The following is a 21,907-nucleotide window of genomic DNA, read 5'->3' on the forward strand; positions in this document are numbered from 1 at the left end:
TTGTCTGCCCTATTCTATTTTTTGGCCCCGGTAGTATCAGGTTTCTCAACCCTTTAACGGCCTATACATTATGCGCAGTACAGCATGCGTTTAAATAACATTATTACGGATTTTATTTTTACCCTATCCTTGTTGTCTCCCAACGGTTCACCAGGAGCTTTCAGATGAGCAAGACCGGCCAGGCACGCGTGCTCACGCCCGAACAGTTCGCCCAGCTCTTGCGCGTTATCCAAGAGCATCGTTACCCGGAAAAGAATACTGCCTTGGTTCAGATCAGTTTCAAGCTCGGACTGCGAGTTCAGGAAATCGCACTTCTACAGATCAAAGACGTCGCCGAACTCGGCACTGAAGCCTCTGGCCAACGTTCGTTCAAGCTTAGAGAAATCGTGGCCTTGCCTGCGGCTTACACCAAGGGTGCAGACGCACTGAAGCGGTCCAAATCAACCTACCAACGCCGACGGATCAGTTTCAGTGTTCACGATTTTCACCAGCTTGTTCAGCGAATTGAAACCATGGCCAAGGCCGGCGCCGACATCAAACCGGAGGATTTTTATCCTGAGGTCAAAAAACATCGTGGTAAATCGCGTGATCTTCCAATGAATGACGTTGCGCTTAGAACGGCTATAGACAATCACCTTGTGATCCGCTTGGCAGCTCACCAATCGGTGAAAAGGACGGATCCCCTATTCCTAACTCAAAATGGAGGTCCTTATTCTCCGAATACTCTCCAAGAACACTTTGCGCTCATGCAGAGACATTGGGCAGGTATTGAGCGAGCCAGCTCCCACAGTGGCCGGAGGACTTTAATGACGAATATCATTCATGAACAAAAGAAGTCCGTTAAAGTCGCGCAAAAAATCGCTGGTCATGTGTCACCTTCAACAACGCTCATATACGAAGAACCTCCTGAGGAGTCACTGAAGGAAGCGTTGCAGGATGCCGGGTACAAATATGTTGGTTAGTACGGCAACCGAATCAACTTTAAAGCGCAGTCGTTATTATTGTTCAAACACCTCAAATGCACCCCGGTTTGCGTACCTGACAGGTTAAAATTTTCAGCCCACTTGTTATGTGTCTTGTTGATAGCGCCGGACACCGACAGCTGCCCTGCCCCCTCCAGATCACGACTCATATGCCGATTCTGGCCAACCAAACGTGGATTTCATGGCTATTGAAGATGCATTGGTGCCTGAATGCGAAGTTGGGTTTGGTCGCAAAGCGAACATCCAGATTTCTGCGGAGTTCGGTTGCGGAGCACGGACAATCTGTAGGAACTAATCGGGCCGTTTTTTGGTTTCGCTGTTTAGCGCATTTCGGCGTCAGGGGATAGACGAGTTTGCGCAGCGCCCATATTAATGTTTACTGAACCAAAAGAAGCGCGAAAACCCATTACGACTGATAGGGCTTACAAAAATGAACGTTACTATCCAGCATGCTGTACTTATTCAAACGGGCCGCGAAAAAAGAAACGTTGCTCGATTAACTCAAACGACGACTATGCCCTTCCCACCGCAGCAAAGCATGATTCTTCATTTTGGAGATAAGGTTTTGCCGGTGACACTGAAAATTGAGCATCCTGTGAGCTGGAGTTTCGCCACCGAAGAATACGGTACGTTTTTCGTGATTGATGTTTTTGAAGAAGCTTCAGTACGGCAGAGTCACGTGGACGAAGGTTATTTTCTCACCAGACTCAAAAACGCTGGATTCGAAGTCGATTGGATAGAGCCTGAATTTGAGCATTTGAGAGACGGAATGAGCTGAGTTAACAGCGAGTGAAGCACGGCATCTAACAATATTTTGAGAAGATCTTTCGCATCCGAAACCCTGGCGGTTGCAAAGCGGACATTCAGATTAGACCATAAAGCTTGACAGCAGGAGCTGCTCTCGGCCGAAATGGTTAATCTAGTGCCTCGTTTATTTTTTCACCAAATTGGATACATCGGGTACGATGCTGTCTCACAATACCTATCAGTTCCACGTCACGAACTTCAGGGAACAAACGATTTCTGTACCTAAAAGCCTTAAAAATTACGCCATGGTAACCCCCATCTTCCGTTGAGATATGGTAACTAGATTTCACCAGATGGATGTGCTTTATAGTGTTCGAGAATGCCTTGATGTATTTACTTTCGTCAGAGTCGTTCAGGTTTTCGAATTCTCCCCTTAGGAAACTCGACTCTATCCTTTTAATTACTTTACCCGACGTCACATCGTTAACCTTCAGGCTTTTCGATAGAGATACAACATTAAGAACTTGTGCCAGTACATCAGGTAGCGTGTTTGCCATCATCACTGCTGATGCTAGCGAGAATTCCCTGATTCTTGCCGCTCCCTCAAATTCATCATCTTGCGAAAAAAGCGTCTTGGTAATCTGCGCTTCATCCATCTCCCTATATGGTCTGAAGGACTCATCTGCCTGGAGCAAATGATAAGCAGTCGCTTTGCTTTTCCAGTCGAAAGAATCGAGAAACGCAATAAGCTCATTTTTTTCAGTACCATTAAGAAAAATTGCAGCTTTCTCTCGAAGTTCTTTAAGGTTCCAGCTCGCCATATTTATTGCCGCTAACGTGAGCATGAATGCGCGGCTACGCATTTGAGACTTAACCGCGATGAATTAGGCGTGTCGTGCCTTCCCTTGTTATCACCTATGAAACCTGGCATTCGACCACAATATATCTTTCAATAATCGGCTTCATCAGTTCAATGTCTCTTTTAATGCCTGCGAATAGTTCTAGTCCTTCCTCTAGCCGAGAATGCAAAGCCGGATGGTTGAACGTAATACCCTGCCGGCTACTGGGGTATTTGAATGACTGATAGAAAAGATCCATATCTGATTTCGAGTTCTGGCAGAATTCACGGAGGATGACATGCAAACGTGGTGTTTCGATATACTTGGAATAGAAGTCATTCAAACTCGAATCGTTATACAGTTCAGCCACACTTTGCGCTAATTCAGAAAGTTTATGGATTCCGGGTGACTCTTGGCCTTTCGCCGCGATCAGCGCTTTTAAGCTCAATTCGATTCCGTGATAGAAATTGAAAAGCACTGGCTCAGCAACTCGCGAATCAGACCATTTTATATGATTCTCGAATTCGGACCGCGATGGATTGTCCAAGCCCTCGTATTGTAACGAGGCTTGGTTGCCGAGACGTACCATCTCCTCTGCCGAATTGGCGACAAGCTGCCAAAAATTGAAGCACAGACCAACTATTCGTATAGGTTCGAGATTTTCCACTTGTTCCTGCACCTTGTGAAAACGCTGACCTAAGCGGTGCCAAGTCAGTAGCATCCGGTGGACAGCCGAAAGATCGAGAGCATACTACAGCGGGTTATTTTGAGGTTCGCCATTCCTAGCCATCGTGATTCGCACGATCTCGAAGGTGTCGCTCACTTTGCTCAATATCAAACTCTAGATCATCGACCTTTTTATCAACTGCCGACGCCAATTTATAGACTAACGCCTCCAACCTTTTTCGCTGCACCACGGAGTTGATTTCAACGATGGTCAATACAACCGCGAAAATCACGGTGAGAGTCCAGGAAATTTCGATAACTCCGATAAGTTTTAAAAGGACTAGAGCCACTATGCTTATTTCAATAATCATGGGTATCTCGTTTGGAACTCATAACGCCTAAAAATAGCGGCGTGATCCCGCGTCATCTTCATGGACACATTTGAAGTCAGCTTTTCACGAATATCTCTCGAAAAGCAAATGTTCGCTTTTGTTTAGGTGTCGCGTGGGATGCGGGACGGTCGCAAAGCGAACTTTCAGGTTGTGTGACCAACGCCGCGCTCACCGGTAAATTCTGAACGCGGCCAATAAGTTATCTGTATTCAGCGCTGTGTTAGCTGGGAGTATGACCGTGACCTTTGCCATAGTTCACACCACTTGTATCAACCTTTATCCCTGGGGAGTTAGCTATAAACTCCTTATACTTTTCGGCCGCATCTACTTTCTGTTTTCTTAAATAGACAACTGCAACCACTACAACGATATACGGTAACGATCTAGCCGGCTCAAAATTACTAATTGGAGCAGAGAATCCTGGCATCACCCTTTCAAAAAAATGGTAGAGCAAAACGAGACCTCCAAGCGCAGCTCCCAAAGACAACTGTATACGCAAATGCTCAATCATTTTATTTTTTTGTCGGTGAGAGCCAAAATAATAATGAATATCCTTAAGGTCAGACTTTAATAAAAACTGCCTCTCTATATTCGCGATGATCGCTAGATTTCTATTATACCAATAAGATGCGTCAAATAGATGAGCAACTAACCAAGCGCTTAAAAGCAATATAATACTTGTAGCTATATCTAGAGAAATCACCTTTTTTTCCACTAAGGCAAATATTGCGAATGCACTTACCAATACGCCAATACTCTGCCAAACAACCATAATATGTCGGTTTATATCATTGAACATTTGATCATACATTTTTAGCAAAAAATCTTCTCGATTACTCATAGGGTCACCAATTTTGCCAACTTTCTTACTTCGTCATGCACTATATAGTCATCCCACAATCTATTTATGTTTCTCAGAGATTCAGTTAAACAGTTTTCATAGCCGCCTTTTGGATGTGGTCTAAAGGTCTCTCCATCAAAGTAGTCGCCAAAACGCGCATCAAAAGTAAACCGGTTGCAGTCCAGAGAAATTACCTTCAGCTTTTCCGCAAGTTGCCTCTGAACATCGGGGCGCCCTCCCAATAGGTGAACCGGCCTGTCGAAACTCTGCAAACTGACCTTCGTGCCTCCATATCGGGTGGGGACACTATACCCCAATATATAATCACTTGGGATTAACTCACTGATTCGACCGTTTAATAGAGGGTCTTTAGGAACGATAGCAACATAATCAGAATGCAATGCTAACTGTTCGGCTTCACGAAGGATCTGATCAAGCTTAAATATACACTCTACGTCTCGCGCAATTGTCATCTTTGGCTTTTTTTGTGCGGCAGCGTCGATATGACGTGAAAAATCGTAGTTTTTCCAGTCAATATCTAGAAACCCTACCCCCTCAAAATCAAAGGTCTTTACATCTCTAAGGTTGGTATATCTGGCTCCAGGATACCAGCCATGTTCCGCGGCGATGCAAATGGCTTTTCTACTGTGCGCAATAAACTTGAATACTTCCATTTATGCTTCCAGCTAGCGCCGCCTAAAACCGGCAGCAAAAAAAACAGAGCGACGAGGAACGAGGAGCGTCGTTTTTTACTGCCCGCGTTAATGGGTTTTTTAGCTCATCGCGTGATTTCATGTACTTTCAGATAGATATTACCGGTGTGAGCAGCGTGCCGCTTCTTGCGCAGCAACAAAGTGACAAAATCAATCCGCTCTTCCAGAACTGCCATCAAATCGGCTCCATCCATCAAGATGATACTTGGCCTTGCACTGGAGTGCGCTGCGACTCCATCTGGCGAAAACCCGTTCATAGACAAGAATACACCAAGGGTGTTTTCGAGTTTGCGTTCGACCTTTCGCGAGAAAGCATCGAGATCTTCAACTCCAATTAGCCCCTGTTGCCATTTCGCCTCAAACAAGTAATCAGTGCCCTCCAGAAAAAAGCCACCATCTATTTGTTCGCCAACATTTCGGAAGGACGCTTTCGGATCGAGATCAAAAAGCTCGAACACGTCATACATTAAACGTTCGAGATCAAATCCTCGATTTTGCGGATTCGTTCCCGCCGCGATCGCCATAAAGCGCGAGTTCAATTCGGCCAGTTTCTCTCGGACCGCCCGATTTGACCTGAGCTTTTCTTCTCGCTCTTTTCGCCTACGTTCAAATTCTTCCTCATCTTTCCTCTTGTCTTGATGAGGTTCTACCAGTTGTCGTAGTTGTTCGACAGCCTCTTTGGCTCTGCGCGCTTTCTGGTGACCGCCATCAAGCTGCTCTAGGTGCGAGAAATTGCTAATGCTTGTCACCTCGTAGCAAAGCTTGGTCAGGTCACCTAGATACCTGTCCTGGTTACCGGTCAAAGTATCAACCAAATCAGCAACGATTTGCCGCTTGTAGTTTCCCCAGTTCAAGGAACCTACCAGCGCCTTGTTGCTCACGGAGTTTGAAAGGAAGCTCCGTAGGTCGGCCTTGTACCAGTAGACGCTACACAGAGACTCCTTAAGAGCGACAATTGCCGCAGGTGATAATCGTTTTGCTGCCATCTTTCTCCCTTCCCCCTGAAAAGCTAACAGCAATTAGACAGCGCGCTTTACCCTTGCAGTAAATTGACTGTGTCACTATTACTGACTTTGAACCATCAATCGCGCTGCACATAAACCGATAAAACAATAGCTTAGCCGAGCATGGCCATATCTGCCATGTAATCATTCAGCGTCTGCAATTTGCTCCGCCAATCATACTGGACAAAAGGCTGTGATTATCTTGGAAACTCTGGAAATGCCCTCACTCGAATGTTCGCTTTTGGCTGGCGCCATGGGAGTATCTGGCGAAACACCATCGGGCGGAAAAGCTTATCAGTGGTGCAACTAAAACAGGGATGTTCACGCACAAAGCGGGCTCAAAAGAGATCGGTACGGACTCGCTATCGATCAGAAACGGTGATGCTATGGTGACTGGCATCAGCAACATGAATAGTTCAGTATGAAGCCAGTCCATCGGACGCCCGAATCCAAACATAGAACTCAAATCAGTATTGGCGCCCAGTCAAAAGTGGGTAGTTTTAAGTCAGCCTTTCACGAATTTTCGTTTCTTGACGGTTAGGATAGCGCAGCATCGTATGATAAAAATCATAACCTCCCGAATACGCTGGCTTGCCAATTACCTCCATAGCATCGTGTCTTGGCTGGAAAGCCAAGACGGCTCCGCCGACATGCAATCTAAGTTCGTAGACCTCGCGCCAACCGATGACGCAGACAAGGCTGGCGTATATTCCGAAGCGATTCTGTTCGCGACGAACAATGCGAAGGTTTCCAATATTGCCCTAACTGGTCCGTATGGGTCAGGAAAGAGCAGCATCATCCAGTCCTTTTTAAAAAAGTATCGACGGCCTGCGCTTCATATTTCTCTCGCCGCGTTCGTTCCCGAGGCCAATTCCGAAGGCGAGAAGGTGAGCCGTCAAGAGATTGAGAGAAGTATCCTGCAGCAGATGCTGTATGGTGCTGACGCAAACAAGCTTCCACTATCGCGGTTCAAAAGAATTCAGTCGCCCAGTGTTTGGTCGATTTTTAAATCTCTCTTCATAATGCTTGGCATTCTTGCGCTTTGGTACGTGTTTCATAATCGAGAAGATATCCTCAACGGCTCCTTTTTCGTCCCGCTAGCAATTAGTAATTGGCTCAACCTTGGGAGCTTCGTGCTCGCGGCAACGTTCGTCTGGGCGACACTGCATCACTTTTATGTCGCGAGCTTCGGTCTGTCACTCAAGAGCATTTCGCTGAAGGACGTTGAGATAAAGCCCGCGCACGATGATCAGACGTCCATATTGAACCGTCACCTAGACGAAATAATCTACTTCTTCCAATCAACCGATTACGACCTTGTAGTTATTGAGGATATCGATCGATTTGATAATGCCGAAATTTTCGTCACGCTGCGCGAAATTAATAGCCTTGTAAATGAAAACGCAGGCGTGAAACGCACCATCAGATTCCTCTACGCCCTGCGCGACGACATGTTTGTCAACACCGATCGAACCAAGTTCTTCGAATTCATCATTCCCGTCATACCGATCATCAATACATCGAATTCCATCGACATGGTATTGAAACAGGGAAAGAGACTTGAGCTCGACGAGCGCCTAGATCGTCAGTTTCTGCGAGAGGTCTCACGATACTTGAACGACCTGAGGTTGATTCAGAACATCTTTAATGAATACGCCATTTATGTGGCTAATTTGAAAACTGATGACGAGGATCTGCTCGACGCCAACAAGCTCCTCGCGGTGCTGATCTACAAAAACGTCTATCCAAGGGACTTTGAGCAACTGCACCGCGGTGCGGGGAATCTCGCTGAAATTTTGAACCGCCAAGGCGAGCTCATTAGGCATGGTGAGGCCACGAAAAGGACCGAAATTGCGGAGCTCGAAAGGAGGCTTGAAGTCGCCGAGCGACAGACACCTTCGGACTTGAAAGAGTTGCGTCAAATCTACGCTATGGCTCTGATTGAGAAGCTCCCAGCAAATACTGTCAGCGTCAGTCTCGATGGCCGAGCATGGATCACCCTTCAACAGATGGTTGCGCAGGATGCGTTTGAACAACTTATGGAGGCTTCCCTCATATCCTGTAGAAGCAACCAGAATCAACGACAGCAGGTCAATATTCCCAAGTTGCAAAGCGATGTGAACCCTCATAAATCCTATCAGCAACGCAAGGACGAGATCGAAAGCAAGGCGGCTGAAAACAGGAAGAATAGCTTGCGTCAAATACGCGACCTAAAATCAGAGATCGCAGCGCTTCGCACTACTAAGCTCAACACGCTGTTGCGTTCGAACGCCGACCACGTCCAGGATCTTTTCGAAAACTTTGGGGAAAACGGAGAGCTTGCCCGTTTTCTGATTCTGGAAGGCCATCTCGACGATACCTACTACCAATACACTTCACTCTTTCACTCAGGCCGTTTGTCCCCTAATGACAATAAATTTCTGATCCAAATAAGGGCATTCGTCATGCCTGACCCGGGTTTTCCGATCGACAATCCAAAAGAGGTCATCGCAGCAATGCGAGATGAAGACTTCCGGCAAAGCTATGTCTTGAACGTTAAGCTTGTCGATAGCCTCCTGAGTGACTGGAGCCGTTATCTCGATCAGACGCAGAAGCTTTTCGAGTTTCTCTCGTCAGAATTCGAGAGCTGTGAGGACTTTTTCGATGCCTATTACAGCAGCGGCCACCATGTTGTAGGACTTCTCTCGGGGCTAGTCAAAACGTGGAAAGGCCTAGTACCAACCGTCATTGCTAGCCCTAACAATATCTCCCACGTCACCCAGCTGATCTCGAACCTACCGGTAGCCTCACTCAAAACGCTCGCAAAGGATTTTGATGAGTTACCGGAATTTGTTTCGGTGAACCTTACGGAGATTTTGGTTAATTCACCCGGACTGGAACCGGAGCGCCTCACATGCCTCGACTTTGAGGTAAAAGACCTGGCTGCAATCAAAGATAACCCTGAAATTGTGCGGGTCATGTTCGAGGAGGGGCTTTTCGATCTCACGATCCCAAACCTGGAGTACGTTTACCAAGCGATTTTGAGAGAGAACGACCTTAAGCCACTACATGAGAGGAACTTCACGACTATACGTTCGACGAATTGTGCACCCTTGATTAATCGAGTCGAGCGCGATTTAAATCGATATCTTCATGAAATTCTCCTGGAGCTTCCGGAAAACTCAAAGGAGGACGTCCCCGCAATCCTGGACATAATCCGCCACGATGATGTGGATCACGATGATCTTCGCGAGTTTCTTGAGCGGCAGACAAACCTGCTGCCAACTCTAGAAGGTGTGCCCGAGAGATTGCACGCAATGCTGTTCGAGCTAAATGCGATCGAACCAACTTGGGTGAACTGTCTTGATTTTATGAAAGGTGAAGGGTTCCATGAAGACAGTTTGGTTGGCTATCTTGATCGGGATGTTGTCCGCGCGGCAATTCTGCAATACCCGATACCAAGTGACTCAGATTCACTGAAGCTGCGTCAATTCCTCGTCCGTGCAGGCTCGCTGTCTGATGCCGCCTATAGAGAATATGTTCACGCCCTGCCGAATTCGTTCAAGCACCCACCCGAAGGGCTCGAACCAACCAAGCTTCGAATCCTTATAGATGAAGGACGAATCACCTTTACGAAGGAGAGTCTTGACGCATTCGCTGAAAACAGCGAATTGCAGGTACTATTTGTCGCAGCCAACATCGACACATATTTGGCGGACCCAGATAGCTTCGCGCTCGACGATAACTTCCGAGACGAGCTTCTACGATCTGAAATTGATAATGAGGCCAAACTAAAGATAATCGACTTGATGGAGCTAGAGGCGCTCGTAGACCTTCCCGAACGTTCAGCACTTATCGGCTCAATTCTGAGCAAAACCGACGCCAACACATCCAACTTAAACGGCAATGTTGCGCGATCCCTGATAGAGCACTCCGCGCCGATAGAAACGCAGATTTCACTCTTCAACAAATATCACTCTCTCATGACAACCGACGAAGTGCATCATGTCTTGGCCAATCTACCGAAGCCATTTTCTGAAATAAAAACAGGGCGCAAGACGCCGAAACTGAAAAATACTCCTGAGAATATAGAGTTGGTCAGATGGCTTGATTCAAGAAAAATTATTTCGTCATGGAGTCAGAATAGTGTCATCACTGACGATATAAGAGTGAACCTATTCTACAGGCGCCGATAAGCGGCTTCAAAAATCCCGCATCATCTCAACGCGGGAAAAGGTCCGCTTTCCAAAGGAAGCGTAGATCTTTAAAAAGAGATTACTAATGTCCGCTTTTGTTTAGGGCATTGCCTTGGATGCGGGAGTTCGCAAAGCCAATATTCAGATGGTGCTGTAACGCCTGCAGCGCATCGCTCAGCCGCCTTAATAAGACAGTCGGAATTTCAATCCGCGACATGTTTACTCCGATGCAACCGAGATCCAATTAAATGGGCCAATTGGCAATGCTATCTCCGACTACCAACAAAAACAGCGGCAAGGGTGAAATCGCAACCGCCACAACCAGTATGAAGCGGTGAATGGGAAACATCCTGCTCATTCCGGCCGCTAACGCCAGCCCACCACCCCCGCCCAGAACTATATTGCCCGGGAGGTTGATGGCGAGCATCAGAGTAAGGTAGCGGTGTTTCAAGAGCCACGCCCCCCATTTCTGGGGCGATTTTTCGGTCAGAAGGGCCAGTCTTTGTCCGGTATCGAGCCCGTGGAAAGTCTCCAAAAACTTGGCCGCCCGGACGAGATGCACTTCTCGCAAAAACCGGGTGAGAGTTTTTTCCGGTAAAAACCGTCCAACGAGAAAGGCCAGACAAAGAGAAGTCAGAGTGCATCCATACACCAAGGGCACGATCTCAGGCCCGAGGATCATCATCAATGCCAGCCCGATCTCAACACCAGGCACAAACGGAAGCGCCATCAAAAGGATGTAAGCGGCCATGGAGGTCATGATGAGGTTATGCAGCATGGGCTCGTTTGATGGCCGAATATCCACGTCCAGACCATCAATAACGCCCCGGGTCAGCAGGTTGCCCCCAACAATGATTCCGATCAGAATCGAAAGCTTCAGTAGCCCTGCCAAACGTCGCTCGGCTGGCATGGCCGGCCGGATCATGGATTGTCGGCCTCCACCAACCGACCCTTGAACCAGAACTCTTCTTCAAAGTCCCAGTACCAACGCTTGTTCACCCACGTAAAGGAGCCTTCGATATTGTCCCCGCGCACGGTACCCCGCCAGTGCATCATCGCGTCAGACTCGGTGCACGGCACGTCTGCTCGCATCTCAATAGCGCCATCCTGAGCCCTTCTCACCCAGTAATCGACCTTTGCATAGCCGCAGCGCCTCTCGCACTCCTCGGATACGAACTGGCCGTCTTCGAACACCAGGATGTCGTCAACGTCCAGGGGCTTCCCCACCGGCCCGAGCTTGCTCTTGAAGGCTTTCCCATCCAACGACGCCATAGGCACTGGAGTCAGGTCCTCAGCGAGCGAGTAATGCGATATGGCGAAAAAAAACAGCGGAATCACGAGCCAAACAAACGTGTGACTTGAAACTTGAGATGAAAAACTTTCAGAGAGGCTTGGTTTTAAATCAGAAGCATGTTTCATAGTCTCACCCTCTGATTATAAGATTGGTTAAAGTTTAACCACCTCACCGCCATAATAAAGCAGTTCCAACAACCAGAGAAGATGTAGCTAAAAGCACTGGTACCCGCAAAAAAGGCCGCAGCCGTTGAATACATCTGCCCTGCTTGTCGTAAGTCTATGGTGAGTCGTATTTTTCTGATAGTGAGTAGTACTAAGACGAGGTAGGTGTAGTAGGGCCATAAGAGCGCAATGCGCTTTCCTTGGAGCCCTCAGCACAACTCCAGAATCAAATGCTGTGCTCGACGTTAATATTTGCTTTGTCGTTTTCTCGGAAGGTTCCGCTGGTTAAGCAATCAGAATGAGCGTAGCTTAAAAGATTCAAGCTGCGCATGCAGAACCAGCTCCTGGTAGTCTGTAGTCAGTTCCTGATCGATTTACGTCATGCCGGCTCCACCAGTCATACTGATACTGGAGTCACGCTATGAAATCATCACTTCGCTTTGCCGTTCTTGTCTCCTCCCTGGGCCTGGCTCTTCCTGCCTTAGCTGACCAGAAAACCATGAACGATGCCAATGCTTCCAGCGCTGGCAATTCCATCGGAACCGTCAACTTCCAGGTTAACTGTGGAGAGGCGGTTCGTGCGGATGTGGATCATGCGCTGGGGATGATGCATCACATGATGTACACCCAGGCGCGATCCGAATTTGAGGCGGTTGTCCAGACCGAGCCCGACTGTGCAATAGCCCACTGGGGTATCGCTACGACGCTGTTCCAGCCCTTATGGGGCACCATCCCTGGAGAGGCCGATATTGCGCGTGGCCGGGAGGCCATTCAGAAAGCCCGTACGGCTGCAAAAGATCCGCGCGAAAAATCGCTGATTGAGGCCACGGGAGCCTTCTTCGATCCTGAAACCGACGTGGTCAGGGAGCGCTTGGCAGGTTGGACCAAAGGCATGGAGGAAGCCTATCGGGCGTATCCCGACGATCTAGACGTTGCCTCGCTTTACGCGTTGTCGCGGATGACACCGTCGCTGGCTCTCGATGATCCAAAGGCGGTGCGCGACGAAGCCGAACAGGTATTGCGTGAAGCCTGGAAAACCGAGCCTACTCATCCCGGAGCGGTTCATTACACGATCCATTCCACGGATGCGGATGGCCGAGCAGGCAATGCCACTGAAATCGTTGCTTCGTATGGGGCGATTGCCCCGGATGTGCCTCATGCGCTGCATATGCCTTCCCACATCTATGTCCGGCTCGGAGATTGGCCCAAAGTAATTGAATGGAATCGCCGCTCCGCTGAGGTAGCAGTAAATCACGTTGCAGACGGTGCGAAATCATTCCACTACATCCATGCGCTAGATTATCTGGTCTATGGTCATCTCCAGCGGGGGGAGGACAGCGCTGCACGGAGCGTATGGGCGGAAGCACAGACAAATGGCCCTCATCAAGGGAACTTTCCCGGGGTGTTTCATCAAGCCTCCATTCCAGCAAGGCTGGCTGTTGAAGCCCATGACTGGGAAGCGGCTGCGGCGCTTGTTCCCTATCAGTCAAAAATGATCAATTGGGACCAGTTTCCTTGGCCGGCTGGTTTAATTGCGTTTGCGCAGGGGCTGGGCGCTGTGCACACGAATGACCTGAAAGGCGCACGCGAAGCAGAACAGCGTTTGGCGACTCTTGTAGAAACTGCCAAATCCGGTGCAGACCAACGTTTCTCAACCTACGTTGAAGTAGACCGCCGGATTCTGGCCGGCTGGATAGCAAAAGCCGAGGGTAATCCTGAAATGGCGATCGAGCTGATGCAGTCTGCTGGAAAGCTGGAAGCCGGCGTGGAAAAGCATCCGGTTAGCCCCGGCGCATTACTGCCACCCTACGAGGCGCTCGGAGATCTGCTGGTTGCCCTTGATCGTCCGGTTGAAGCGTTGGTCGCCTACGAAAGTTCCGATCGTACCTGGCCGCAACGTTACAACACGCTTTCGGGTGCCGCCCAAGCGGCTGAGGCTGCTGGCGATGAGGAGTCAGCTGCGCTCTGGGTTCGTCGGTTGCGGGAGACGGCACCGCGGACCGAGCGTGTCTCGACACGGTCACAAGGTTCCGTAGCCAGGAGTTATTAGTCGGCAGTGTTCGAGTTGCCAGAAGAACAACGACATTGACGAACTATTACTCCACAATTGGAGGCCGGCCGTTCCTGACAAGGAGTGATGGCCGGACGGTTAAGCATAACGCCCAAAGCGGGGGACTTCCCCGCAAATTAACTACTAGACCAGCTTCTCGGGCCACGGAAGGTGTCCTTTCTGACATCTTTATGTAAGCATCCCTGTTTTAGTTGCACCTCTATTAGAGCCTCCGCTGACGGTCGCAAAGCGAATATTCAGCTTCAAGCCCGAAAGGCTCATTTTGAGAGTCTTATGCGTCATACTTCGGGGACGTGCACAAATTTTCTGAGAGCGCCTACAGACACGAGATGTGACTCCTTCTTTTTTCAATTTGGCACAAATCTTACTGGTGATTCATAACGTAACAAATCATTACAGGATAGCCGTTATTTTTTGAACTACGCTCTCAATGGCCGCCTTAAACAGCAATAATAAGGCCGCCTGCAATTGTGAGCCTCTCAGGTAAACCATCAACAATGAATTGACTATTCTTCGAAGACCCGACCATAAAAGGCAGTCAGATGAATAGAGAGAGTAGTAGCTACCTTCCTACCTTCAACAGTATTTGGCACTCACAGAAATGGCCACAAATGTCGGAGTTTACGAGGTCTATTTTTAAGCTCCTGTTTATTATAACTTTTTTTGCATTTGGCACATGGTTGGTTTACTTCACTGGTGGTACAGGATATGCCTACCCCTATGTAATCCTGCTGCCAATTCTGCTATCCACAGCTTGGTTTGGACTTCCCGGGGCCACCCTCGGTGCGGTGGCGGGTGGGCTTCTCATCGGCCCGTTAATGCCGCTGGACGTATCAACCGATACCTACCAAACGATAGACAATTGGCTGGCGCGAATCGCTTTCTTCCTGCTTATCGGTGTTTTTTCAGCAGGGATTCTCCAGAGCCTCCGGCTGGCCAATCAGCGGCATCTCCATGCACTCGAAATCGATCATAAAACCGGCCTAGGTACACAAGCAGCCCTTAACCGGGACCTCAAAAGGTTACTGCGAAGGACGAGCCAGGATAATCCCCCCTCATCCGCGATATTACTGGTCCGGATGCAGGACCTGTGGGAGATCTTGCAGTCAATGGGTGCTGATACAGCGGAACAGGTGGTCAAAGACCTGGCCAATCAAATCACTCAGAACATCGAGATACCTCATCAAGTCTACCGGTTCAGCAAATCGGAGCTGGCAATTCTGTTCTCCGTTGAGTCTCAAGAGGAGGTTGATCGCCAGGAAAAAGTGGGCGCCGTTTTTGACATTGCCAAGCGAGTGGGCGAAGAAGAAACCGTTGTGAAGGGCATCCCATTTCGCGTTCAGATAGTTGCCGGAAGCTACCTCATCAGAGATAACGATCAGAATCCGGAAATCGTCATAAACCGCGCGAGAACCGGCCTGTCCGTGGCAATCGAGAACAATGTTCCCTACAGGCGTTACGATCCCATGTTCGACCAGAAAACCGCGGAGCGCGTTCAACTGATAGCGCGAGTCCGTGATGGACTTGTCAAACAACAGTTCCAGCTGTTTTACCAGCCCAAGATCTGTATGCGAACAGGCCGCCACGTTGGATCTGAAGCCTTGCTGCGTTGGTTTGACCAGGATAATAAGATGGTCATGCCCGGGCTGTTCATGCCCAAGGTTGAAAGTACTTCGTTGATAGACCCTGTAACGCGATTCGTGATTGCCAAGGCCTGTGAAAACATCAAATCACACAATCTCATGTCGGTGAGCATAAATTTCGCGATCGACAACTTGATGAACTCGGCTCTAATTGAGGAGCTGGGACGGATCGTAGCTTCCTATGGTGTCAGTCCTGAATCTCTGGAGATCGAAATTACGGAAGGCGCACTGATCCGCGACCCTGAACAAGCAAAAACAGCCGTGAGGACCCTGCGCGACCAGGGTTTCAAAGTCAGCCTCGATGACTTCGGAACAGGGTATTCATCCTTTCAGTACCTGACTCACTTGCCGCTGTCGGGGTTGAAGATCGACCGGGCGTTTGTCGAAAACCTGGAAACCAGCGCTGATGCCCGCACTATCATGGAATCCATGATCTCCATGGCCAAGGCACTGAAACTCGAAGTTACCGTTGAGGGTATTGAGACGGAAGAACAAAGGAAGATTGTCACCGACCTAGGCGCGGATCTGGTTCAGGGGTTTCACTACTCCCGGCCTCTTCCCCTGACCGTGTATCAACAATGGGCGAAAGCCCGTAGTTAGCATTTTGACAAGTATGGCGCGGATTTAAGACTAGCAACTTCAGGAAGAAACAGAAGCGGACCTGGCTACGAGGAAAAGGGTCTAAGGTCGCAAAGCGAACGTTCAGAAGGAAGGGTCAACGCCGCTAGCATGCGCGGCTTTGTGGTGGAGGCGATGCTGCAACGACAGTAGTTCATATGCTCCTGAATTACTCGGCGGAGCCAGCGCCCCGTTTCGCCAATGGGCCGGTTTATTCGACGTAGGTTGTCTTTTACCGCCCGCAGCTGCGCCCGAAGACGCTTGCGCGACGTTACGCGGGCCACTTTAAACCAGCCGTTTTGGCAAGATTGGGTGCAGTAGTGAGTAAAGCCCAGAAATTCGAAAGTTTCGCGACCTCACGATCGGGTGCGCATGACTCGGGGCCGGGGCGGCTGGCTAAGCTTTACCCCGTGACCTGCCCTCCCCCCCTCTAGCTTACCTTTCGCGAGGGTGTAGGGGTTCTACTGCGATTCCGGGCTGTTTCTTCGTGGCGAAGAACTGAAACTATGCGCTTTGGACTTATCCGAAAGTATTTTCGCCAGTTCCAGCCGCAGATGAACTGGACGACGAATGTAGTACTTTGCGTGGAATGAAGAGTGCAAGTTGTTGATTTGTCGTTGAGCAACGTTTAGCAGGAAGTAATATTTTGGTCAGTTATAGCGTTTTGTTAGCTGCAATACGTGAATTGCATAGAGCATTCTGCTCTGAAATTGAGGTCTGGCCTCGCGTGGTCATTCAGCTGTTGATGACCAGATCTAGCTCTTAGTTTTTCTTTAAACCCTGGTTGTGCTCTTGCATTGGCTGCATTCCTCATATTGTGCTTGTATAAAATCTAGGCTTGGCCCCGCCCATTGCCAGATTACAGAGGACAGGACGCAGATATGGATTTCCTCGTAAATGCAGCAGGTGTGGCGCTCCCCGCTTTCATCATTTACACCTTTCTAGAACCTTTGGCTGCGGTCAGCAATAGTGCTAAAAGTCCCGGGAGGTCAAAATCAATGACCGTCGGCGACATTGTAGGCTTTCTATAGACAGGTCGATATTTTTGATCTTGATGTTAGTCTCAGTCGCTATTGTTCACTTTAACGACGCTTTCTTTAAAGTGCTGCTCACTCCCACCTGATTTACTGTGTTTGAAAACGTGGACTTCTGCCGACTACAACTCACAAAAAGGGCTCCGCTGTGGAAATTCTTGATTTCGTTCTGACCAATCTTGACCTGCTTGGCAAGCTCACCCTGGAGCATATAGCGTTGGTGGTGGTCGCCGTAGGGCTGGCAACCCTGACAGGCGTCCCGATTGGCATCGCGATTACCCAGAATGAGCGAGTTGCAACGGTCGTGCTTTATGTTGCCTCGATCTTGATCACCATTCCTTCAATCGCGCTATTCGGAATCATGATTCCAATATTGTCCACCATAGGGCACGGCATCGGGTACTTGCCAGCGGTCATCGCAGTGTTGCTTTACTCCCAACTCCCGATCATTCGAAACACCTACACTGCTATCCATAACGTCAGCCCCGGCCTCCGGGAGGCTGCCCGTGGCATCGGTATGACAAGCGGCCAGCGCCTGCAAAAGGTTGAGATTCCGCTGTCTGTGCCATTGATCATGGCGGGTGTACGAACAGCGGTAGTGATGAATATCGGTGTAATGGCGATTGCCGCTTATATTGGCGCCGGCGGACTGGGCGTTCTGATCAGTCGGGGAATATCCCAGAGCGATCCCCGACAATTGGTGGTTGGAGCCATTGCAGTCAGTCTGCTGGCTATCATCGCTGATCGATCTCTGCTGCTACTGCAGCGCAAATTGACCCCCAGGGGCCTCTAACCCCTCGCGAAAACAAAAATCGGGAAACGAAACATGATTACACTCGACAATCTGACCAAGATTTTTGATACAGACCGCGGCGTGGTCAGTGCCGCCGACCATATCAACATGGAAGTACCGCAGGGAGAGATCTGCGTTCTCCTGGGGCCCTCAGGTTGTGGCAAGACGACCACCCTCAAAATGGTTAACCGGATTATCACTCCGACATCTGGGCGGGTCCTGATCAACGGAAAAGACACCAGCGAGCAGGACACCGTGTCTCTGCGTCGCAGCATTGGTTATGTTATCCAGCAGATAGGGCTGTTTCCGAACATGACGATCGAGGAAAATATTTCGATCGTACCGAAGCTAATTGGTTGGGACAAAAGTCGTTACCTGAAACGTGCTTCGGAATTACTGGAAATGGTCGCAATGGACCCAGCCATTTTCCTGAAGCGCTACCCGAACGAACTGTCTGGCGGCCAGCAGCAGAGAATTGGTGTAATCAGGGCTCTGGCTGCCGACCCCCCTGTAATGTTGATGGATGAGCCCTTTGGTGCGATCGATCCCATAAATCGGGAAGTAATCCAGGACGAATTCCTGAAGCTGCACCGGGAACTCAAAAAGACAGTTATGTTCGTGAGTCACGATATTGATGAAGCGGTTAAGATGGCCGACCGTATCGCCATCTTTAAAGAAGGTAAGCTCATTCAGTACGACACACCAGACGATATTCTCTCGCATCCCATTAATGACTTTGTGAAGGGCTTTGTCGGGCGGGACCGCGCATTAAAACGATTGCAACTGGTGACCGTCGCGGAAGTACTTGAAACCGAATCGAGTGTTGTCACTGCCGAAGATTCCCTCGCAACAGCGCTACAACGCATGACCGATGCGGGCTACGAGCGGGCTATTATTGTCGTTGACGGCGACGGGCGGCCGGTAGGCTACGTGTCACGCAGCGTAGCCACCACCACAAAGGGCAACTGTGGCCAGCACAGCTACAATCTACGCACCCTTGTCCGTCCCGAGGATGACCTCCGCACGGTGGCCTCGAAAATGTTCACCCACGATGCGACCTGGCTTCCATGCGTATCCGAGCATGGCAAGCTAATGGGAGTTGTTACCCAGCGCGGCATTACCCACCATCTGGGCGCCACTTACAAATCCTCTCGTGCTAAAGAGCAAAGTTTGCAACACGTGCGGGTGGCGCCATGAAAGGGCCTGAAAAGTCGCGTCTTTTTCAGTTGCCGGTACTGATTGGCGTCTTCCTGCTGGGTGTCTATCTGCAACGTTCGGGCCTGATCGACGGCATGCTGTATTATTGGGAAGACATAGTTTACCTGACCAATCAGCACATTCAGCTGACGATCATATCCGGTAGCCTTGCAATCGCAGTCGGCCTGCCTCTGGGCATCGTACTGAGCCGCCCGCGCTTTATAAAGATATCCGAGTGGGCCATGCAGGGACTGAATATCGGCACGACGATACCCACCCTGGCGATCCTTGCATTGTCTATGAGCCTTCTGGGCATCGGCTTTGTGCCTTCCGTCTTCGGTCTCTTTATTGCTTCCCTATTGCCGATTGTCAGAAATACCTACACCGGTTTGCTGGGCATTCCCGCCCACCTGAAAGAATCCGCCTCAGGCATTGGCATGTCTGCAGGCCAGATGCTGCTACGTGTTGAGATACCCAACGCAGCCAATGTGATCTTTGCAGGAATCCGGACTGCCCTGGCTATTAACGTTGGAACGGTACCGCTGGTCTTCCTGATTGGCGGTGGTGGGCTCGGAGAACTGATCTTTACCGGCATCGACCTGTTCGATACTGAAATGATGCTGGCAGGCGCACTGATGACTGCGCTCCTTGCTATCACTGTGGACATCCTGGTTGCCGCATGCGCCTTTCTGATGGTTCCCCGAGGCATTAACCCATCTCGCGCCTGAAGCCGTGTCAGACAGCTCGGGCATTGAAGAAACCGGCCACTTCACCCGGAGTCGCCGAAAAACAAAAGTCACCTGGAGCATCGACCCATGAAGACCCTTAAAAAACTGGCATCCATTGCCACCCTTGCCATCTCCATGACCTTCGGCGGTGCTGCGGCCGCAGAAACCATCGTGGTGGGCGGTAAGAATTTCACCGAACAGCAATTGCTGACATCTATGACCGCCCAGTACCTTCGTGCCGAAGGGTATGATGTGGATACCCGAGCTGGCATGGGCAGTGCCGTTCTGCGTTCAGCCCAGGAAAACGGTCAGGTCGACATTTACTGGGAATACACAGGTACCGGCCTGATTGTTTATAACGACGTCAAAGAAAAACTCGGACGCCAGGCAGGCTATGAGAGGGTACGTGAGCTTGACATGGAGAAGGGCCTGGTCTGGCTGAACCCGTCTGATGCCAACAATACCTATGCTCTGGCAATGCAGGCTTCAGAAGCCGAAGCAATGGGTATTGAAACCCTCAGCGACATGGCCACCGCCATCAACAACGGTAAGGAATTGGTACTGGCCAGCAACGCCGAGTGGTATGCCCGCGAAGATGGCTACCGCCCGTTTGCAAAAGCTTATGATTTCAAGCTGCCCCGGGATCAGATCAAGCGTATGGACTCCGGCCTGACCTACTCAGCACTGAAAGAGGGCCAAGTTGACCTTGCCTTGGTGTTCGCCACTGACGGACGTATCCCGGCCTTTGATTTTGTCCTGTTAGAAGATGACCGTAACTTCTTCCCTGACTATGCAATCACTCCGGTAATCCGCCAGGAGACTCTGGAGGAAAATCCGGAACTTGAGGAACAACTCAACAAGCTTTCGGGCCTACTGGATAATGAGGTCATGGCTCGCCTGAATGCCCAGATAGATGTAGAGAGACAAGACATTGGAGAAGTGGCCCGTAATTTCCTTGCAGAACATGATCTGATCTGATCAGTATATGGTCCTGGCCCTATGCACCTTTTCTCAGGTTCATGGGGCTTCCTTGTTTTAGACCTGCTCGAAACCACAGAGAGTTCGACATGATTACCAACCTGAACGTGGCCGTCGCCCAGATAAACTGTCAGCTGCTGGATGTGGAGGCTAACCTTGAAAGGCATCGTGAGTACGCCAAGCAAGCAAGGCAAAACGGTGCCGAGGTACTGCTGTTTCCCGAATTGTCCCTGACCGGTTACCAGGTGGGCCGCAATGCGCCTACTGTCGCCATGCGCAATGATGACCCGGCTCTACTCGACCTGGCAAAACACGCAAAGGGCATCACTCTTGTAGTAGGTTTTGTAGAGCGGGCCCGGGCGGGTGAACTTTACAACGCCATGGCTTACCTCAGGGACGGCAGAGTTATCCATGTCCATCGTAAGATCAACCTGCCTACGTATGGTGGCTTGGACGAAGGCAAATGGTTCCATTCAGGTAGCCAGATTGGCAACGTGGCACTTCGGGAGCACTGGGAGTCTTCATGCCTGATATGTGCGGACCTCTGGAACCCTGCCCTCACCCACTGTGCTTTCCTCAAGCAACCCGAACTGATGCTGGCCCCGATCAATTCGGCTTCAGGAGTGGTAAGCGAGAACTTTTCCAACGAGGATAACTGGAAAATCAACGTCAGTTTCTACGCCATGATTTACGGCACTCCTGTATTGATGGCCAACCGGTACGGGCATGAGGAGGATTTGTGGTTCTGGGGTGGGAGCTGCATTTTGGGTCCAAAAGGCGAGATCCTGGCGGCCGCGGAGGACGGTGAATGCATTATCCAGGCACAACTGGACCAGGGTGCCATCGATCGCGCCCGCTTCGAAATGCCCACGGTTCGAGACTCCAATACCCGTCTAATACGGCGGCTCCTGGAAGATCACTACTGAGGCCGGGGCGCAAAGGGCGGCCTCAGGAGGCTGTGTGAAAACAGCCTCCGAAGCTGGCAAAATAGCCGCGACATGGCTCGCGGTTATTTTTTTATGAGACA

19 protein-coding genes are annotated in these 21,907 nt (G+C 49.9%); 10 read left to right on the plus strand and 9 right to left on the minus strand.

Features of this window, described 5'->3' with window-relative positions:
- Positions 1-164: 164 nt before the first annotated feature.
- Together QPM17_RS22075 and QPM17_RS22080 are read left to right on the plus strand one after the other, a co-directional pair.
- Entirely contained in the window at positions 165-962 is a 798-nt protein-coding gene (locus QPM17_RS22075) for a site-specific integrase (protein ID WP_285393870.1), read from the plus strand.
- 451 nt (positions 963-1,413) lie between these two features.
- Positions 1,414-1,761, plus strand: coding sequence for a hypothetical protein (locus QPM17_RS22080; RefSeq protein ID WP_285393871.1), 348 nt, complete (start codon positions 1,414-1,416; stop codon positions 1,759-1,761).
- 136 nt (positions 1,762-1,897) lie between these two features.
- Here the strand turns inward: QPM17_RS22080 and QPM17_RS22085 are convergent, their stop codons facing one another.
- From QPM17_RS22085 to QPM17_RS22110, 6 genes are all read right to left on the minus strand, one after another.
- A complete protein-coding gene (locus tag QPM17_RS22085) occupies positions 1,898-2,593 on the minus strand; it encodes a PH domain-containing protein (protein ID WP_285393872.1) in 696 nt (231 codons plus the stop codon).
- Positions 2,594-2,645: 52 nt separating this feature from the next.
- Positions 2,646-3,236, minus strand: a complete 591-nt coding sequence (locus tag QPM17_RS22090; RefSeq protein ID WP_285393873.1) for a HEPN domain-containing protein — start codon at positions 3,234-3,236, stop codon at positions 2,646-2,648.
- Positions 3,237-3,351: 115 nt separating this feature from the next.
- Entirely contained in the window at positions 3,352-3,606 is a 255-nt protein-coding gene (locus QPM17_RS22095; RefSeq protein WP_285393874.1) for a hypothetical protein, read from the minus strand.
- A 241-nt stretch (positions 3,607-3,847) separates the two neighbouring features.
- Positions 3,848-4,468 carry a hypothetical protein gene (locus tag QPM17_RS22100; RefSeq protein WP_285393875.1) on the minus strand — a complete coding sequence of 207 codons (621 nt, stop codon included), beginning with the start codon at positions 4,466-4,468 and terminating at the stop codon, positions 3,848-3,850.
- On the minus strand, positions 4,465-5,142 hold the full coding sequence (locus tag QPM17_RS22105) for a DUF6610 family protein (protein ID WP_285393876.1): 678 nt from the start codon (positions 5,140-5,142) through the stop codon (positions 4,465-4,467). The genes QPM17_RS22100 and QPM17_RS22105 overlap by 4 nt, the downstream gene beginning before the upstream one ends.
- A 104-nt stretch (positions 5,143-5,246) precedes the next feature.
- Entirely contained in the window at positions 5,247-6,167 is a 921-nt protein-coding gene (locus tag QPM17_RS22110; RefSeq protein ID WP_285393877.1) for a restriction endonuclease, read from the minus strand.
- A 575-nt stretch (positions 6,168-6,742) separates the two neighbouring features.
- Between QPM17_RS22110 and QPM17_RS22115 the strand changes: the two genes are divergently transcribed.
- A complete protein-coding gene (locus QPM17_RS22115; RefSeq protein WP_285393878.1) occupies positions 6,743-10,360 on the plus strand; it encodes a YobI family P-loop NTPase in 3,618 nt (1,205 codons plus the stop codon).
- Between the two features lie 82 nt (positions 10,361-10,442).
- Here the strand turns inward: QPM17_RS22115 and QPM17_RS22120 are convergent, their stop codons facing one another.
- Genes QPM17_RS22120 through QPM17_RS22130 form a run of 3 tightly spaced genes read right to left on the minus strand, consistent with a single transcriptional unit; the run spans position 10,443 to position 11,632 of the window.
- Positions 10,443-10,577, minus strand: coding sequence for a hypothetical protein (locus QPM17_RS22120; RefSeq protein ID WP_285393879.1), 135 nt, complete (start codon positions 10,575-10,577; stop codon positions 10,443-10,445).
- 27 nt (positions 10,578-10,604) lie between these two features.
- Positions 10,605-11,285, minus strand: coding sequence for a hypothetical protein (locus QPM17_RS22125; protein ID WP_285393880.1), 681 nt, complete (start codon positions 11,283-11,285; stop codon positions 10,605-10,607).
- A complete protein-coding gene (locus QPM17_RS22130; protein WP_285393881.1) occupies positions 11,282-11,632 on the minus strand; it encodes a hypothetical protein in 351 nt (116 codons plus the stop codon). The genes QPM17_RS22125 and QPM17_RS22130 overlap by 4 nt, the downstream gene beginning before the upstream one ends.
- 607 nt (positions 11,633-12,239) lie before the next feature.
- Between QPM17_RS22130 and QPM17_RS22135 the strand changes: the two genes are divergently transcribed.
- From QPM17_RS22135 to QPM17_RS22165, 7 genes are all read left to right on the plus strand, one after another.
- On the plus strand, positions 12,240-13,868 hold the full coding sequence (locus QPM17_RS22135) for a tetratricopeptide repeat protein (protein WP_285393882.1): 1,629 nt from the start codon (positions 12,240-12,242) through the stop codon (positions 13,866-13,868).
- A gap of 632 nt (positions 13,869-14,500) precedes the next feature.
- A complete protein-coding gene (locus tag QPM17_RS22140) occupies positions 14,501-16,132 on the plus strand; it encodes a bifunctional diguanylate cyclase/phosphodiesterase (RefSeq protein ID WP_285393883.1) in 1,632 nt (543 codons plus the stop codon).
- A gap of 1,200 nt (positions 16,133-17,332) precedes the next feature.
- On the plus strand, positions 17,333-17,977 hold the full coding sequence (locus QPM17_RS22145) for an ABC transporter permease (RefSeq protein WP_285393884.1): 645 nt from the start codon (positions 17,333-17,335) through the stop codon (positions 17,975-17,977).
- 33 nt (positions 17,978-18,010) lie between these two features.
- On the plus strand, positions 18,011-19,174 hold the full coding sequence (locus QPM17_RS22150) for an ABC transporter ATP-binding protein (RefSeq protein WP_285393885.1): 1,164 nt from the start codon (positions 18,011-18,013) through the stop codon (positions 19,172-19,174).
- A complete protein-coding gene (locus QPM17_RS22155; RefSeq protein WP_285393886.1) occupies positions 19,171-19,902 on the plus strand; it encodes an ABC transporter permease in 732 nt (243 codons plus the stop codon). The genes QPM17_RS22150 and QPM17_RS22155 overlap by 4 nt, the downstream gene beginning before the upstream one ends.
- An 87-nt stretch (positions 19,903-19,989) precedes the next feature.
- Positions 19,990-20,880, plus strand: a complete 891-nt coding sequence (locus QPM17_RS22160; RefSeq protein ID WP_285393887.1) for a glycine betaine ABC transporter substrate-binding protein — start codon at positions 19,990-19,992, stop codon at positions 20,878-20,880.
- Positions 20,881-20,969: 89 nt separating this feature from the next.
- Positions 20,970-21,806 carry a nitrilase-related carbon-nitrogen hydrolase gene (locus tag QPM17_RS22165; protein WP_285393888.1) on the plus strand — a complete coding sequence of 279 codons (837 nt, stop codon included), beginning with the start codon at positions 20,970-20,972 and terminating at the stop codon, positions 21,804-21,806.
- Positions 21,807-21,907 lie beyond the last annotated feature (101 nt).

Origin of the sequence: Marinobacter azerbaijanicus (assembly GCF_030250645.1) — a bacterium.
Taxonomy (GTDB): domain Bacteria; phylum Pseudomonadota; class Gammaproteobacteria; order Pseudomonadales; family Oleiphilaceae; genus Marinobacter; species Marinobacter azerbaijanicus.

Excerpts from the sequence above, each read along its gene's own strand:
- QPM17_RS22075 (WP_285393870.1), top strand. The coding sequence starts at position 165 with ATGAGCAAGACCGGCCAGGCACGCGTGCTCACGCCCGAACAGTTCGCC.
- QPM17_RS22135 (WP_285393882.1), top strand. The coding sequence starts at position 12,240 with ATGAAATCATCACTTCGCTTTGCCGTTCTTGTCTCCTCCCTGGGCCTG.
- QPM17_RS22140 (WP_285393883.1), top strand. The coding sequence starts at position 14,501 with ATGTCGGAGTTTACGAGGTCTATTTTTAAGCTCCTGTTTATTATAACT.
- QPM17_RS22085 (WP_285393872.1), bottom strand. The coding sequence starts at position 2,593 with ATGCGTAGCCGCGCATTCATGCTCACGTTAGCGGCAATAAATATGGCG.
- QPM17_RS22150 (WP_285393885.1), top strand. The coding sequence starts at position 18,011 with ATGATTACACTCGACAATCTGACCAAGATTTTTGATACAGACCGCGGC.
- QPM17_RS22130 (WP_285393881.1), bottom strand. The coding sequence starts at position 11,632 with ATGGCGTCGTTGGATGGGAAAGCCTTCAAGAGCAAGCTCGGGCCGGTG.
- QPM17_RS22115 (WP_285393878.1), top strand. The coding sequence starts at position 6,743 with ATGATAAAAATCATAACCTCCCGAATACGCTGGCTTGCCAATTACCTC.
- QPM17_RS22165 (WP_285393888.1), top strand. The coding sequence starts at position 20,970 with ATGATTACCAACCTGAACGTGGCCGTCGCCCAGATAAACTGTCAGCTG.
- QPM17_RS22095 (WP_285393874.1), bottom strand. The coding sequence starts at position 3,606 with ATGATTATTGAAATAAGCATAGTGGCTCTAGTCCTTTTAAAACTTATC.
- QPM17_RS22120 (WP_285393879.1), bottom strand. The coding sequence starts at position 10,577 with ATGTCGCGGATTGAAATTCCGACTGTCTTATTAAGGCGGCTGAGCGAT.
- QPM17_RS22155 (WP_285393886.1), top strand. The coding sequence starts at position 19,171 with ATGAAAGGGCCTGAAAAGTCGCGTCTTTTTCAGTTGCCGGTACTGATT.
- QPM17_RS22080 (WP_285393871.1), top strand. The coding sequence starts at position 1,414 with ATGAACGTTACTATCCAGCATGCTGTACTTATTCAAACGGGCCGCGAA.
- QPM17_RS22110 (WP_285393877.1), bottom strand. The coding sequence starts at position 6,167 with ATGGCAGCAAAACGATTATCACCTGCGGCAATTGTCGCTCTTAAGGAG.
- QPM17_RS22125 (WP_285393880.1), bottom strand. The coding sequence starts at position 11,285 with ATGATCCGGCCGGCCATGCCAGCCGAGCGACGTTTGGCAGGGCTACTG.
- QPM17_RS22105 (WP_285393876.1), bottom strand. The coding sequence starts at position 5,142 with ATGGAAGTATTCAAGTTTATTGCGCACAGTAGAAAAGCCATTTGCATC.
- QPM17_RS22100 (WP_285393875.1), bottom strand. The coding sequence starts at position 4,468 with ATGAGTAATCGAGAAGATTTTTTGCTAAAAATGTATGATCAAATGTTC.
- QPM17_RS22160 (WP_285393887.1), top strand. The coding sequence starts at position 19,990 with ATGAAGACCCTTAAAAAACTGGCATCCATTGCCACCCTTGCCATCTCC.